The organism is Streptococcus periodonticum (genome assembly GCF_003963555.1).
In the GTDB taxonomy this organism is placed as follows: domain Bacteria; phylum Bacillota; class Bacilli; order Lactobacillales; family Streptococcaceae; genus Streptococcus; species Streptococcus anginosus.
This window is the reverse complement of sequence record NZ_CP034543.1, coordinates 1623822-1638558: the sequence shown is the minus strand read 5'-3', so window position 1 is coordinate 1638558 and position 14737 is coordinate 1623822. Positions and strand designations below refer to the sequence as shown.

The window sequence follows — 14737 nt, the reverse complement described above, 5'->3', positions numbered from 1 at the left end:
AAGAAGAAAGATTGAAAAGAGGAAATATTTATGAGACAAAAAGGAATACAAGATTCTTGTACAACGATTCTGGTTGGGAAAAAAGCGAGTTATGACGGTTCAACTATGATTGCACGTACAGAAGATTCACAAAATGGTGTATTTACGCCCAAGAAATTTATTGTTGTTAACCCAGAAGATCAGCCGCGGCATTACAAGTCTGTACTATCAAGCTTTGAGATAGATTTGCCGGACAATCCAGTTCGCTACACCAGTGTACCGGACGCTCTTGCAAAAGACGGGATTTGGGGTGAAGCTGGTATCAATGTTTACAATGTAGCCATGAGCGAGACAGAGACGATTACCACGAATAGCCGAGTGCTGGGAGCAGATCCTTTGGTGGTGACTGGTATCGGAGAAGAAGACATGCTGACCTTGGTGTTGCCTTATATCAAAACGGCGCGTGAGGGTGTGTTGCGTTTAGGGAAGATTCTTGAAGAATACGGCACCTATGAGTCAAACGGGATTGCCTTTTCTGACGTGAATGAAATCTGGTGGTTGGAGACAATCGGTGGACATCATTGGCTAGCTCGCCGGGTGCCCGATGACGCCTATGTAACCAATCCGAATCAGCTGGGAATGGATTATTTTGAGTTTGACAATCCCGAATATTTCCTCTGTGATCCTGATTTGAAAGACTTTATTCGTCGCAATAATTTGAATCTCAACTATGACGGGGAATCTTTCAATCCGCGCTATGCTTTTGGTAGCCAGCGTGACAAAGACCGCCATTACAATACACCGCGTGCTTGGGATATTCAGCGTTTTCTCAATCCAGAAATTGAGCAAGACCCGCGCTCCTTTTTCCTTCCTTGGTGTCAAAAACCCTACCGTAAAATCACGATTGAAGATGTCAAGTATGTCCTTAGCAGCCACTACCAAGACTCTCCTTATGACCCTTATGGCTTAGAAGGCAGTCATCACAGTCAGCGGACCTTCCGCACGATTGGGATTAACCGCACAAGTCAAACATCTATCTTGCAGTTGAGACCCAATAAACCACAGGAAACGACGGGCATCCAATGGTTGTCCTATGGCTCTATGCCTTACAATACAGCCGTGCCTTTCTTTACCCAAGTCTCTACAACACCAGCCTACTTTGCCAACACGACGGACAAGGTTTCGACGGATTCCTTCTACTGGACCAATCGCTTAATTGCAGCTTTGGCTGACGCGCATTTTTCTAGTCATCTGGGAGATTTGGATGATTACCAAGAAACGACCATGGCTTTGGGACATGAAATGTTAGGGCGCGTGGATTGTGCCTTAGAAAAGGGAGAAATAGTTGACTTCGAAGCAGAAAATCAAGCCCTAAGCGATAAAATTCAAGAAGCAACGGACCAACTTCTGAATAAAATCCTGCTAGACGCCAGCAATCTGATGACCAATCATTTTTCTTTGAGCGACTAACTCCGTAGCACATTCTGCCCCTACAAATGCTTCGTCTCAAGTAATTGCTAACGAATAGAAGTTCGTTTTTGGAAAATTATTGAATACTAATTTGCGGAGGAGTCCTCGCTCCGTAGCAAATATTTTGCAAATGCTCCCTTTTAGTGTAGAATGATGTCAAGAAATGAAATAGAGCGATGACATTGGTCATCGTCAGAGGAGAATAATATGGTAGCAGCAGTTACAGATGCAAACTTTGCAGAAAAAACAAAAGACGGACTTGTCCTCATTGACTTTTGGGCAGCATGGTGTGGTCCTTGCCGCATGCAGGCACCGATTTTGGAAAAATTAGCCGAAGAAGTACATGAAGACGAATTGAAGATCTTCAAAATGGACGTGGATGCAAATCCAGCCACACCAGCTGAATTTGGGATTATGTCAATCCCGACCCTCATCTTCAAAAAAGACGGGCAAGTGGTGAAGCAAGTTGTCGGTGTTCATACCAAAGAACAATTAAAAGCTATTGTAGCCGAATTAAGCTAAAAAAGAAAAGGCTTGAACGAAAGTTTCAGGTCTTTTTTCTTTTTAAGATTAGAAGAGTACTTTTGACGAAAATTCGTTTTCATCAGTCACTACCTTTTTGCTAATAGATCAATACACTAATCGGTGCTATAATGAAAATGAAGAAAGATTGTTTCAATCAGAAAGGACGATTAAATCCTGGGAACATTTGGAATAGTAGCTGTATTCGTCATTGTTGTACTTTTATTCATTTGTATCTACCTTCTTTTCAAAGTTATCTTCAAAAAATAAAGTTAGAAGTTAAGCATGAGAAAACTACAAACGAGACAATTTCATTTCGTCCGCGCGGCTGACAAGGCAAACTGATTGTCGTTCACTCCGTCCGCCCGGCGGACGAGATAAACTTCTTTTGATTCATGCTGTCAGCCGGGCGGACGGAGTGAACCAAAAGTAAGGGAGACTTTCCGCCGGGCAGACGAAGCAAACAAAAAGTAGTTGAGGTCATCCGCCGCGCTGACGGAAAAAGGAGAAGTCATTGAAACAGTCGCTTTAAGTGACAAGTAAAAAAGGAAAGAAGGAATTTATGAAGTAAGAAAAGCTCATTGGACTTAAACTTAGTAATCTTCCTTTCCGTGCTCAATAACAGCCGCAAGCACTATGCGGATATCCTTGCCCGTCGCAAGGGCAAAGAGCCTAAAGCAGAATTGGGTTAATTAAAAAATGAGGTTGGGACTTTTCCAACCTCATTGTATTACGCTTTTTTCCTTTTTCCCCAAACACTTTTTTCTGCAACTGCAGTAAAGAGCGCATCCGTTGAGGAATTGAGCGCCGTTTCACAGGAATCTTGGATAACTCCAATGATGAATCCTACCCCAACGACTTGCATGGCAACATCATTTGAAATACCGAAGAGACTACAAGCAACAGGAATGAGCAAAAGAGAGCCACCTGCCACCCCGGAAGCGCCACAAGCAGAGATAGCGGCGACAATACTGAGGATTAATGCTGTCGCAAAGTCAATCGAAATGCCTAATGTATTGACTGCAGCAAGGGTGAGCACATTGATGGTAATAGCTGCTCCAGCCATGTTAATAGTGGCACCAAGAGGGATAGAAACGGAATAAGTATCTTTGTTGAGTTCTAGTTCTTCACAAAGTTTCATGTTGACAGGAATATTAGCAGCTGAACTACGTGTGAAGAAAGCTGTCACACCACTGACTTTTAAACACCGCAAAACAAGTGGGTAGGGATTTTTTCTCATCAGAACAAAGGCAATGAAAGGGTTGACGACCAGAGCTACAAAAAGCATGATAGCGATTAAAACTGCTAATAAGCTGCCATAGTTAGCCAACACCGCCAACCCTTTGTCAGAAATCGTCTTAAAGACCAAACCAAGAATTCCAAAAGGAGCCAGATTGATAATCCATTCAACGACCTTAGAGGTTACACTTGCCATAGTTTGCAAAAGCTCTTTACTGCTTTTGCTGGCTTCACGCATGGCAAGTCCAAATACCACAGCCCAAGATAATATTCCAATATAGTTTGCGGTGATGAGAGCATTGACTGGATTGTCCACTACTTTGAGCAATAAATTACTGAGGACTTGCCCAATCCCATCTGGTGGTGTAATCTTGGTCTTTGACGCTGTGAGTGTGATGTGTAAAGGAAAAAGGTAGTTAGCTAGCACTGCGACTAAAGCTGCTGAGAATGTTCCCAAAAGATACAAGATAATGATAGTTTTCATGTTGGTTTCTTGCCCTTTTCGATGTTGTGATAGAGCATTGGTCACCAAAGCAAAAACCAACAGTGGAGCAATGCCCTTTAAGCCACCAACAAATATATCTCCCAATAAGCCAATTGCTGACAGCTTAGGACAGGTCAAGCCGAGGACAGTCCCTAATGCAATCCCGATAGCAATACGCTTAATCAAACTAGATTTTTTCCAAGCCAAAACTATTCTTTTCATATCATATAATCCCTTCATGATCATAATGTCTCCCATTATAGTATAAATATTCTGAAAAATCAATCTGTTTTAGATAGAATACACTGGGGGGAGTTCGCATTCTCCTGATTCAATTAGGCTCGGATATGGTATAATAGAAATAAGCAGGAGGTGACCTATGTTATTTGCGAACAAGAATGTATTCTCTCGCTACTTTGAAAAATTCAACTGGTCTAATTTGTTAGATGACGTCTTTAGCAAGCTCGTCTCACTCGTGCTATTGCTAGCTCTCTTTTACCTCGCTAAAAAGCTGGTACATGTACTCGTAAGAAAGATTATCTCACCCTCTTTGAAACTCTCCAGTCAAGACGAAGGGCGACAAAAGACCCTCACTCGTTTGATTGAAAATTTGCTGAATTACACCCTTTACTTTTTCTTGATCTATTGGATATTGGCGATTTTAGGCTTGCCGGTGTCTAGTTTACTAGCAGGAGCTGGGATTGCTGGGGTGGCAATCGGGATGGGAGCGCAAGGTTTCTTGTCCGATTTAGTCAATGGTTTCTTTATTTTGTTGGAGCGGCAGTTGGATGTCGGAGACAGCGTTCGTCTGACTAATGGCTCGATTAAAATCGCAGGAACAGTTGTGAGTGTCGGAATTCGGACGACACAAGTGCGCGATGCAGATGGCACTTTGCATTACGTTCCTAATCGCAACATTACTGTCGTCAGCAATCTCTCTCGCGGTAATATGCGTGCGCTCATTGATATTCCCCTATATGCTCAGACGGATCTGACCAAAGTCACTCAGATTATCCAGCAGGTCAATGAGGAATATGCGGGCAAGCAAACAGAAATTTTGCAGGAACCAATTATTCTAGGTCCTCAACTCGCAGACAATGGACAATTTTATTTCCGTGTCAGTATCACCGTCCAAAGCGGTAGCCAAAGCACCGTTTACCATCAATTTTACAGGCTGTATCATGACGCTTTATTAAAGGAAGGAATTGATTTGCCAACGATTTATGCACCAGCGTAAGCAGAAAGGAGATTATTATGGAAGAACAAGTACCGCATGAAATAAAAACCCCTGCCGGTCACGTCTATCGCTTGAAACAGCCCCTGTATAAGCAGCCTTTGTTTTGGACGACCATCATTAGCTGTGTCATGCTTGTATTCATGACCCTCGTGGTGGCTGGTTTAAGTATTTTTAACTTTGCCTTTCTAGGGCATAGTGCTCGAACTGCAGTTTATCAAGATAGTTATAAACATCACCGTCTGGGAGACAGCGTGCGTTTTGAAAATGGAATGAAAATCACTGTTCAATATATTCATGTGGACTCCAAAGAGCGGATGAAAGGGCAAGCAACAGGAGCAACGATTACCGCCAAGGTCATTATCGAAAATACTTCTAGCGAATCTCTCCCTCTCAATGTCTATGACTTTGATTTACAAGACGAAATGGGAGAATCCTATGTCTTGGATGACGCTACTTTTGACACTGCCAACATAAAAGAGGAGCTTGCGGTGGGCGAAAAGGTGGAATGGAAGCTGATGTATGACGGTGAGGACGGCTCGCAGCAGCCCTATACTCTCGCTTATGACAATGTCAGGTGGGGAGAAGCCAAAAGCGTGAAGTTTTAGAAATAGCGATTGATTGCTTATTTCAGCAGAAGAACAGTAAAAGGCTGTGGACAGGTTTGTCCACAGCCTTTTATCATGCATGTTCGTTTAAACAATTCCTTGGGCAATCATCGCATTGGCAATATTTTCAAAAGCAGCAATGTTTGCTCCGGCTAGATAATCGTTACCAAGATCGTAGTTTTCAGCGGTTGTCTTAGCGGTGTTGAAAATATTTGTCATGATGTTTTGGAGACGACTATCAACTTCCTCACGCGTCCATGAAAGACGGAGGCTATTTTGGCTCATTTCGAGTGCAGATACAGCAACTCCACCGGCGTTGGCAGCCTTAGCAGGGCCATAAAGGAGATTATGTTCTTTGTAAACGGCAATAGCCTCCAAATTGCTTGGCATATTGGCACCTTCTGATACACAGAATACGCCTTGCGCTACCAAGCGTTTCGCTGCTTCACCGTCGATTTCATTTTGAGTGGCACATGGCAGGGCAATGTCGAATGTACCGTCGTAAGTCCAGACAGAGCCTTCGTGATAAGTGGCACTTGCTCTTTCAGCAGCGTATTCTGTCAGACGAGCACGACGTTTTTCTTTCACATCTACCAGAAGATCAAAGTCAATTCCGTCCTTGTCAATGATATAACCATTTGAATCAGACACAGAAATGACTTTAGCACCGAGGGCGGTTGCTTTTTGCACAGCATACTGAGCTACATTTCCGGCACCAGATACGACAACAGTCTTTCCGTCAAAACTTTCACCGTTTGCTTTGAGCATTTCTTGCGTATAGTAAACAAGACCGTAACCAGTTGCTTCTGGGCGGATTAGAGAACCTCCAAATCCAAGTGGTTTACCAGTCAAGACACCAGCATCAAATTGGCGTAGGCGTTTGTATTGTCCGTAAAGATAGCCAATCTCGCGTCCACCGACACCAATGTCACCAGCAGGAACATCCAGAGAAGGACCGATGTATTTTTGCAATTCTGTCATGAAGCTTTGGCAGAAACGCATGACTTCAGCGTCTGTCTTGCCTTTTGGATCAAAGTCAGAACCACCTTTACCACCGCCGATTGGTAGTCCAGTCAAAACATTTTTAAAGATTTGTTCAAATCCGAGAAATTTCAAAATCCCTTGATTAACCGTTGGGTGGAAACGAAGACCGCCCTTATATGGTCCAACTGCGGAATTAAATTGCACACGGTAACCGCGATTGACTTGAACTTTGCCGTCGCAATCAACCCAAGGAACACGGAAACTAATCACACGTTCTGGCTCGGTAATGCGTGCCAAAATGTTTTCTTCAATGTATTCAGGATGTTTTTCAAAAACGGGCTCAAGCGTGTTTAAAAATTCTTCCACCGCTTGCAGAAATTCTGCTTCGTGAGCATTGCGAGCTTTCACCAATTCAAAAGTGTTTTGGATATATTCTTTAGCAGTTGTCATAGACTTCTCCTTAAATAAGATACGAGGACGGTTAAAAGTCGTACAAAAATAGGAGGCTGACGCCGTGTTCGATGAACACTAGGGAGCCTATCTTTTTTGCTAGACTTTCGTCCGAGTTCAGTGTATGTTATATTTTGTTACGTGTGTCATTATAGCAGAAAATTTTTGTGCTGTAAAGAAAAAAGTTGAATTTTCTGAAAATTCCGACATAAAATTTACAACAAAATCCTGCTCAGCAAAAATTCATTTGCTTATCCCGAACATTTTTTCCTTCTATTCCGTTAAAAGAGTCAGATTTTTGCTTTTAATGGTACAATAGAAAAATGAAAGGAGTATTTCATGTCATCAACTCAAACACAAATCGCTGGTTTTTCTTTTGACAACTGCCTGATGAATGCGGCTGGAGTGGCCTGCATGACGATTGAAGAGTTAGAAGAAGTTAAAGACTCAGCTGCGGGAACCTTTGTCACCAAAACAGCTACTTTGCAAGCGCGAGCAGGAAATCCCGAACCGCGCTACCAAGATGTGCCGCTTGGCTCGATCAATTCAATGGGGCTGCCCAATCATGGACTGGACTATTATTTGGATTACTTGTTAGAATTACAACAGACAGAACCAAACCGAATCTTCTTTTTGTCGCTGGTAGGTCTGTCGCTAGAAGAAACCCATGCCCTTTTGAAAAAGGTGCAAGCTAGTGACTTTAAAGGCTTGACCGAGCTCAATCTATCTTGTCCCAATGTTCCCGGCAAACCACAAATCGCTTATGATTTTGAGACGACGGAAAAGATCTTGAGTGAAGTGTTTGACTATTTCACCAAGCCATTGGGCATTAAATTACCACCATATTTTGATATGGCACATTTTGATCAAGCGGCAGCTATTTTTAACAAATTTCCTCTTTCTTTTGTCAACTGTGTCAATTCAATTGGTAACGGGCTGTATATTAACGATGAAACAGTTGTCATTCGTCCGAAAAATGGCTTTGGCGGAATTGGTGGTGAGTACATTAAACCAACTGCACTTGCTAATGTTCATGCTTTTTATCAACGACTTAATCCTTCGATTCAAATCATCGGTACGGGCGGTGTATTGACAGGGCGGGACGCTTTTGAGCACATTCTTTGCGGAGCCAGTATGGTGCAAGTTGGAACAACGCTGCATAAAGAAGGTGTAGGGGCTTTTGAGCGCATTACAAATGAGCTGAAAGCGATTATGGCAGAAAAAGGCTATGAAAGCATAGAAGATTTTCGTGGGAAGTTGAACTATCTGGATTAAGCCAGAGTAGTGTTTGACAGTTCATTGCCATATCATTCTCAAGAAAGTTCTAATCAAATCCTTATAATATTTTAGAGATTTATGAGAAAATAAGAACAAAGAAATGAGGTGTTTTTATGGCTGAAATTTATCTAGCAGGTGGCTGCTTTTGGGGCTTGGAAGAATACTTTTCCCGTATCACAGGTGTAACTGATACAACTGTCGGTTATGCCAATGGGCAGGTAGAATCCACTAATTATCAGCTGATTCATCAAACCGATCATGCTGAAACCGTTCAGGTGACTTATGATGAAAATCTGGTTAGCTTGCGAGAAATTCTGCTCTACTATTTCCGTGTGATTGATCCGCTGTCTATCAATAAGCAAGGAAACGATATTGGTCGTCAATACCGCACAGGGATTTATTATACAAAAGATATTGATGTATCAGTCATCAACGAAGTCGTGAAAGAGCAAGAGCGTCAATTCGGTCAGAAGATTGCAGTGGAAGTAGAACCGCTGCGCCATTATGTATTGGCAGAGGATTATCATCAAGATTACCTCAAGAAAAATCCTGGTGGTTATTGCCATATCAATGTTAATGACGCCTATCAGCCTTTAGTGGATCCGGGACAGTATGAGAAACCGAGTGAAAATGCTTTAAAGGAAAACTTGTCCGAGGAAGCCTATCAGGTCACTCAACATGCTGCAACCGAACGACCATTTCATAACGAATATTTTGCAACGTTTGAAGAAGGCATTTATGTGGATGTGACAACGGGAGAACCGCTTTTCTTTGCCAGTGATAAGTTTGATGCTGGTTGTGGCTGGCCGAGTTTTACAAGACCGATTGCCAAAGATGTGATCAAGTATTATCAAGATAAAAGTCACGGTATGGAGCGGATTGAGGTGCGGTCGCGTTCAGGAAATGCACACTTAGGTCATGTTTTCACAGATGGTCCACAGGATCAAGGTGGACTTCGCTACTGTATCAATTCCGCGGCATTGCGCTTTATTAAAAAAGAAGACATGGAAGCTGCAGGATATGGCTATTTACTTTCCTATATGAAGTAAAGTCGGTAGAATAAACAAGAAACGAAGTTAGACAATCCTAGTTGCTTCGCAATCACCTCTATAAGCGCGGGGCTGGACAATAATCGCCAGTTTGAAAACTGATTATGTACGAAACAAACGTTGTAGTGATTGATTGCTCAAAGTATTGCAGATAGGATTTGCGGAGTAAATTTCAATGTTTTTCCTATTTTTAAAAGCTTGCTATTTGGTGCGGATTTTGCTACAATAACTAAAAAATTCAATGAAAACATATAATCTCCATAATAGGGTTGGAGAGTTTCTACCGTCTTACCGTAAATAAGCGTGGCTTTGTCCTTAGTTATGTTGTCAGATACAAATAGAGCATAGGGTAATGTGAAATGATTGTCCCACACGACTTTTGTTTTTGCGATTTCTACGCTGACAAATGCACAGTAATTGAATGCCTTGTGACTCTTATTTAAAGGAGAAGCGATGAAAGCATTTAAACAGGTGAATTTGGTGACATGTGATGCAGATTTTCATGTCTATCGAAATGGGCTACTAGTGGTAAACGAGGACAAGATTGTTTATTGTGGGAATGAGGACGCCACTTGGGAAGCGCGGGCAGATGAGACAGTAGATTGTGAGGGAGCTTGGCTTATGCCGGGTCTAGTCAATTGCCATACCCACTCTGCTATGACCACCCTTCGTGGCATTCGAGATGACAGCAATCTCCATGAATGGCTAGAAGATTATATCTGGCCGGCAGAAAGCGAGTTTACACCAGAGGTGACAACAAAAGCTGTCAAGCTGGCTCTTACAGAAATGCTTCAGACTGGGACAACGACCTTTAATGATATGTACAATCCCAACGGTGTTGAAATTGGGCAGATTTATGAGGTCGTAGCACGTTCTAAAATGCGTTGTTATTTTTCACCGACTTTGTTTAGCTCCGATATGGAGACGACGGAAGAAACCTTAGCGCGTACTCGGACTATTATTGAGGAAATTCTGTCCTACAACGATGACCGCTTTAAAGTAATGGTAGCACCACATGCGCCATATAGTTGCAGTAAGGATTTGCTAAAGGGAAGCTTGGAGCTGGCGCGTGAATTACAGCTGAAATTGCATATCCACGTGGCAGAAACACAAGCAGAAAATGGCATGATTTTAGAGCGTTATGGAAAACGTCCACTTGCTTTCTTGAAAGAATTAGGCTATCTGGAACATGAGGGGATTTTTGCCCACGGTGTGGAATTAAATGAGCGAGAAATTGAAGAACTAACAGCCTCTAAGATTCATATCGCCCACAATCCCATCAGCAATCTCAAATTAGCATCTGGCATCGCTCCCGTAACAGACTTGATTCAAGCTGGCGTGACAGTCGGACTTGCAACGGACTCGGTCGCTTCCAACAATAATTTGGATATGTTTGAAGAAAGTCGTACTGCTGCTCTTTTACAAAAAATGCGCACAGGTGACGCCACTCAATTTACCATTGAGCAGGCTTTGAAAACAATGACAATTGAAGGCGCCAAAGCACTCGGCATGGATGATCAGATTGGCAGCCTAGAAGTTGGCAAGCAAGCGGATTTTTTAATCATTCAGCCAAAAGGTAAAGTACACTTGTATCCAGAAGAAAAGATGCTTTCCCATCTCATCTATGCTGTCAAGGGAAATGATGTTAAAGATGTCTATATAGCAGGTGAGCAAGTTGTAAAAGACGGACAAGTCCTGACGATGGATGTAGTTATGTAAAAATGAAAGTTCTAAAGGAATCTTTGAAGAACCTCTTTGACACAATAGAGGTTCTTTCTTTATAAATATTTCAGACAAATTAGTAAGTCCATCTTGTATTGTATAGTAAAAATTAGAGGTTCGTGACAATTGTTCTAACCTCTAATTTTTGTAATAAGTATAACAAGCTTATGAGCCATAATGAAGCTAAATGGATAAAAACTCCTTTTGCAGACAAAGCGCAACTCCTGCTACTGCACCAGTAAAGTCATTATAAGGCTCAATGATGAGTTCAGGTAAGTCTTTGAAGAGTAGTTTTGGTTGTTGTGAGATTTCTTGATAGAAAGCTGCAATGACTTTGTCATCAGTCAAGATGGGACTGTGCAGATAAATTTTCTTTGCATCAATCATCATGCTAAGGTTTAGCAGGGATTGTGCTAAATACTTAAATGCCAAATGCAGGAGATTGAGAATAGCTTGGTCTCCTAAGTTATATGCTGTGAGGATAGTTTGAATCGTGATCTCTTCTTTATCTGTGACAAGTGATTTTAAATGTGTCAACTCGGCAGTTTCAAAGATGATTTTTGCTTTTTTTATCAGCCAGCTTTCACTAGCATAAGTCTGCAAACAGCCTCTGCGTCCACAACCACAGACTTCTCCGTCAGGACAAACGACGGTATGACCAATTTCGCCGATGACAATATTGCTTTTGCCGTAGATTTTGCCATTGTACATATAAGAGCAGTGCATACCCCGTGCAAAATGAAAATAGATAAAATTCTCATCCAGTTGGTAAGCAGAAAAAAGGCGCTTTGCTAGTGCCATGCAATTGACATTATTAGAAAAGTAAATTGGAAAAGAGAACTCGTTTTTAATCTTCGCTAGATCAAATTGTTTCCATGTTTGATTGTTTGTTGTAATCAAGTCATTGTGCAAATAGCGTCCAGGGATAGCTACTCCCACGGCTTGAATTGTATAGGAATTGTTCCGAAAAATGAATTGTTCAAGTAAATGACAAAATAAATCAGCGCCTTCTGCTAGAATTTTTTCCGAGGTGACGGTTGCTTTATTTTTATCAATCACATTTCCTGTATTATCACTCAACACAAAAGAAAAGTATTTTTCAGACAGTTCACAGCCGATGAAATAAGAGTGCTTTTTTTTTATACCCAAGAGGATTTTCTTGCGTCCGACTTTTGCGTGTTCTTCATCTTCCCCTAGCTCATACAGCAGTTTTTCTTGGATCAAACTTCCTGTAATCGCACTAACTGTAGCAGGAGTAATGCCCGTCTCTTTTGAAATATCAATGCGAGAAATTGGCCCCTTGGCGTAAATTTTATCTAAAATAATTGTTCGTAACTCAGCTTGTTTTTTTGTTTGATTCATTATCTACCATCCTTCCCTACATCTATTATATATTGATTATAAAAAATTATCAAATAGAAGTGAAAGCGCTTGACTTTTTGGAATAATTGTTTTAAAATATAATTAAAAAGCGAGATAAAGTTGATTTTATCTGCTATTTAATAATATATTATAATCAAAGGAGATTGTAAAGATGGACAAATTTTTACAAGCAAAACTAATGCCTATTGCTATTAAGTTGGGGAACAATAAAGGCTTAGTAGCAATTCGGGACGGCATTACGCTTGCAGTGCCATTACTGTTGATTGGTTCTTTGTTTATGGTCATTGCTAGTTTTCCTGTTCCAGGATGGGAAGCTTATTTGACAAAAATTGGGGTTTCTGCCTATCTATGGAAAGGCGTGGATAGTAGTTTTGGTCTGATTGGTTTGGTAGCCAGTTTTGGGATTGCCTACTATATGAGCCGCCAATACAAAGTGGATGGGATTCCTTCTGGGATTATCTCGCTTGCTGCCTTTATCACAGTGACACCATTCCTTACTACTAAAACAGGAAACGGTGTTCCCACAGCATTTTTAGCTTCACAAGGCCTTTTTGTAGCAATCATTCTTGGTTTAGTGAATGGTTATATCTATCAATGGTTCATCAATCATAATGTCCAAATTAAAATGCCTGATGGTGTTCCACCGGCAGTTTCAAAAAGTTTCAGCGCCATTATTCCAGGAGCAGTGATTATCACAGGTTGGTTGCTGATTTATGCCCTCTTGGCTAGCCTAAAACTGCCAAACCTGCATGCTGTGGCGCAGACTGTCTTAGGAAAACCGCTAGGTTTGCTTGGCAATAATTTATTTGGATTGATTATTCTAGTTGCTTTAAATAGTTCATTCTGGTTTGTTGGACTTCACGGAGGAAATGTTGTCAATGCGGTTATGAAACCATTGTGGCTTTCTAATCTGGATGCAAACAAAGTTGCTTATCAAGCAGGAGAAAAATTACCACATATCTTCACTAGCGTCTTTATGGATAACTTTGTCTTTATTGGTGGCGGAGGTGCTACCATTGGACTTGTATTGGCACTTGGTTATTTAGCGAAAAAGAAAAAATCAAGCAAACAAATCAAAGCACTGGCACCTATTACGGTAGTTCCAGGCTTGTTCAATATCAATGAGCCAACCATGTTTGGTGTGCCAATTGTCTTAAATATCTTGCTTCTGTTTCCATTCATTTTGGCACCGATTGCGAATCTTATCGTTGCGTGGTCATCCATGGCAAGTGGTCTGGTACCGTTAACATATACTGACCCAGGTTGGACAACTCCTCCGATTATTAGTGGCTTGCTGGCAACGGGAAGTTTTAAAGCGTCTATTTTACAAGCTGTTCTTATTGTGATGGATATTTTAATCTATATTCCATTTGTGATTGCTATTGAAAAACGCTTTAAGGCAGAAGAAAATCAGTAAGGAGACGAGAAGATGAAACGATTAATTAGTGCAAATTCTTCGGAAATTCTAAGCATGACCGCTCAAGAACTCAAACAAAGCATTCAAGCGAGTGAAGGGCGTGTTGTGTTATCTGAAAATGTTGTCATTCGTGAAACCTTTGTCGGAGACATTACCAATGCTGAAATTGCAAAAGCTTTCGGTGCAGATATGATTTTACTGAATTGTTTAGATGTTTTTCAGCCAGAAATATTTGGTTTGGATTGTGAAAAAGAGAAAATTGTTCACGAATTGCATCGTTTGGTAGGCGCTCCAATCGGTGTGAATTTGGAGCCTATTGATCTACAAGCGGATATGTTGGAAGAAGTGCAAGTGATTGCTGCTGGTCGGCAAGCTAGTCAGGCTTCTTTTGAACAAATTGAAAAATTAGGCTTTGATTTTGTCTGCTTAACAGGTAATCCAGGAACAGGAGTTAGCAATAAAGAAATTATTGATGCAGTAAAATTAGCTAAGCAGCATTTTTCAGGTTTGATTATAGCTGGAAAAATGCACGGTGCAGGAGTGTCTGAGCCGATTGCAGATCTTCAGACAGCTGAGAAATTATTAGAAGCGGGTGCAGATGTGATTTTGGTGCCAGCTGTTGGAACGGTTCCTGCTTTCAACGATGAAGAAATGAGAGCTGTCGTAGATTTAGTACATAGTAAAAGAGGTTTAGTCTTAAGCGCTATTGGCACTAGCCAAGAGACATCAGATGTGGATACGATTAAACAAATCGCACTTCGCAATAAAATTTGTGGTGTGGATATTCAACATATTGGAGATGCTGGCTATGGTGGTTTGGCAGTAGTGGATAATATTTATGCACTGAGCAATACAATTCGTGGCATTCGGCATACTGTGTCACGTTTAGCAAGATCCGTTAATCGGTAGACAGTAATC

The 14737-nt window shown here is 41.3% G+C and carries 12 protein-coding genes and 1 riboswitch; of the genes, 9 read left to right on the top strand and 3 right to left on the bottom strand.

The annotated features are described in order from the left end of the window. The first annotated feature begins 30 nt into the window (after positions 1–30). Together EHW89_RS07950 and trxA are read left to right on the top strand one after the other, a co-directional pair. The gene (locus tag EHW89_RS07950) at positions 31–1449 is read left to right on the top strand and encodes a C69 family dipeptidase (RefSeq protein WP_003026411.1); all 1419 of its coding nucleotides are present in this window, start codon (positions 31–33) and stop codon (positions 1447–1449) included. A 207-nt stretch (positions 1450–1656) separates the two neighbouring features. Beyond that, positions 1657–1971 carry a thioredoxin gene (gene trxA, locus EHW89_RS07945; RefSeq protein ID WP_049516905.1) on the top strand — a complete coding sequence of 105 codons (315 nt, stop codon included), beginning with the start codon at positions 1657–1659 and terminating at the stop codon, positions 1969–1971. Between the two features lie 730 nt (positions 1972–2701). Here the strand turns inward: trxA and sstT are convergent. Next, positions 2702–3916: a serine/threonine transporter SstT gene (gene sstT / locus EHW89_RS07940; protein ID WP_126468097.1), complete on the bottom strand. Its 1215-nt coding sequence runs from the start codon at positions 3914–3916 to the stop codon at positions 2702–2704. 157 nt (positions 3917–4073) lie between these two features. On the opposite strand from sstT, the gene EHW89_RS07935 reads away from it, so the two are divergent. Then, positions 4074–4931, top strand: a complete 858-nt coding sequence (locus tag EHW89_RS07935; protein WP_126467760.1) for a mechanosensitive ion channel family protein — start codon at positions 4074–4076, stop codon at positions 4929–4931. Positions 4932–4948: 17 nt separating this feature from the next. Then, positions 4949–5536, top strand: a complete 588-nt coding sequence (locus tag EHW89_RS07930) for a DUF4352 domain-containing protein (RefSeq protein ID WP_126467758.1) — start codon at positions 4949–4951, stop codon at positions 5534–5536. An 87-nt stretch (positions 5537–5623) separates the two neighbouring features. Here EHW89_RS07930 and gdhA read toward each other — a convergent pair whose 3' ends face one another. Continuing rightward, complete coding sequence (gene gdhA / locus EHW89_RS07925; RefSeq protein WP_126467756.1) at positions 5624–6970, bottom strand: NADP-specific glutamate dehydrogenase; 1347 nt, start codon at positions 6968–6970, stop codon at positions 5624–5626. A gap of 339 nt (positions 6971–7309) precedes the next feature. Between gdhA and EHW89_RS07920 the strand changes: the two genes are divergently transcribed. The 3 genes from EHW89_RS07920 (at position 7310) to EHW89_RS07910 (ending at position 11016) form a co-directional block, all read left to right on the top strand. After that, positions 7310–8245 (top strand): dihydroorotate oxidase, encoded by a 936-nt coding sequence (locus EHW89_RS07920; RefSeq protein ID WP_126467754.1) that lies wholly within the window; start codon positions 7310–7312, stop codon positions 8243–8245. Between the two features lie 116 nt (positions 8246–8361). Continuing rightward, the gene (gene msrB, locus EHW89_RS07915) at positions 8362–9297 is read left to right on the top strand and encodes a peptide-methionine (R)-S-oxide reductase MsrB (protein ID WP_126467752.1); all 936 of its coding nucleotides are present in this window, start codon (positions 8362–8364) and stop codon (positions 9295–9297) included. A gap of 227 nt (positions 9298–9524) precedes the next feature. Further along, positions 9525–9627, top strand: a riboswitch (purine riboswitch). 123 nt (positions 9628–9750) lie between these two features. Next, a complete protein-coding gene (locus EHW89_RS07910; RefSeq protein ID WP_126467750.1) occupies positions 9751–11016 on the top strand; it encodes a TRZ/ATZ family protein in 1266 nt (421 codons plus the stop codon). 186 nt (positions 11017–11202) lie between these two features. Here the strand turns inward: EHW89_RS07910 and EHW89_RS07905 are convergent, their stop codons facing one another. Then, positions 11203–12381 carry an ROK family transcriptional regulator gene (locus EHW89_RS07905; protein ID WP_126467748.1) on the bottom strand — a complete coding sequence of 393 codons (1179 nt, stop codon included), beginning with the start codon at positions 12379–12381 and terminating at the stop codon, positions 11203–11205. A gap of 172 nt (positions 12382–12553) precedes the next feature. Here EHW89_RS07905 and EHW89_RS07900 point away from each other — a divergent pair, with 172 nt between their 5' ends. Beyond that, a complete protein-coding gene (locus EHW89_RS07900; RefSeq protein ID WP_126467746.1) occupies positions 12554–13819 on the top strand; it encodes a PTS sugar transporter subunit IIC in 1266 nt (421 codons plus the stop codon). 12 nt (positions 13820–13831) lie between these two features. After that, positions 13832–14728, top strand: coding sequence for a DUF7916 family protein (locus EHW89_RS07895; RefSeq protein WP_126467744.1), 897 nt, complete (start codon positions 13832–13834; stop codon positions 14726–14728). Positions 14729–14737 lie beyond the last annotated feature (9 nt).

What these genes read in the sequence shown, in the direction of transcription:
- EHW89_RS07950 (WP_003026411.1), top strand. Translation starts at nt 31, where the DNA reads ATGAGACAAAAAGGAATACAAGATTCTTGTACAACGATTCTGGTTGGG.
- trxA (WP_049516905.1), top strand. Translation starts at nt 1,657, where the DNA reads ATGGTAGCAGCAGTTACAGATGCAAACTTTGCAGAAAAAACAAAAGAC.
- sstT (WP_126468097.1), bottom strand. Translation starts at nt 3,916, where the DNA reads ATGAAAAGAATAGTTTTGGCTTGGAAAAAATCTAGTTTGATTAAGCGT.
- EHW89_RS07935 (WP_126467760.1), top strand. Translation starts at nt 4,074, where the DNA reads ATGTTATTTGCGAACAAGAATGTATTCTCTCGCTACTTTGAAAAATTC.
- EHW89_RS07930 (WP_126467758.1), top strand. Translation starts at nt 4,949, where the DNA reads ATGGAAGAACAAGTACCGCATGAAATAAAAACCCCTGCCGGTCACGTC.
- gdhA (WP_126467756.1), bottom strand. Translation starts at nt 6,970, where the DNA reads ATGACAACTGCTAAAGAATATATCCAAAACACTTTTGAATTGGTGAAA.
- EHW89_RS07920 (WP_126467754.1), top strand. Translation starts at nt 7,310, where the DNA reads ATGTCATCAACTCAAACACAAATCGCTGGTTTTTCTTTTGACAACTGC.
- msrB (WP_126467752.1), top strand. Translation starts at nt 8,362, where the DNA reads ATGGCTGAAATTTATCTAGCAGGTGGCTGCTTTTGGGGCTTGGAAGAA.
- EHW89_RS07910 (WP_126467750.1), top strand. Translation starts at nt 9,751, where the DNA reads ATGAAAGCATTTAAACAGGTGAATTTGGTGACATGTGATGCAGATTTT.
- EHW89_RS07905 (WP_126467748.1), bottom strand. Translation starts at nt 12,381, where the DNA reads ATGAATCAAACAAAAAAACAAGCTGAGTTACGAACAATTATTTTAGAT.
- EHW89_RS07900 (WP_126467746.1), top strand. Translation starts at nt 12,554, where the DNA reads ATGGACAAATTTTTACAAGCAAAACTAATGCCTATTGCTATTAAGTTG.
- EHW89_RS07895 (WP_126467744.1), top strand. Translation starts at nt 13,832, where the DNA reads ATGAAACGATTAATTAGTGCAAATTCTTCGGAAATTCTAAGCATGACC.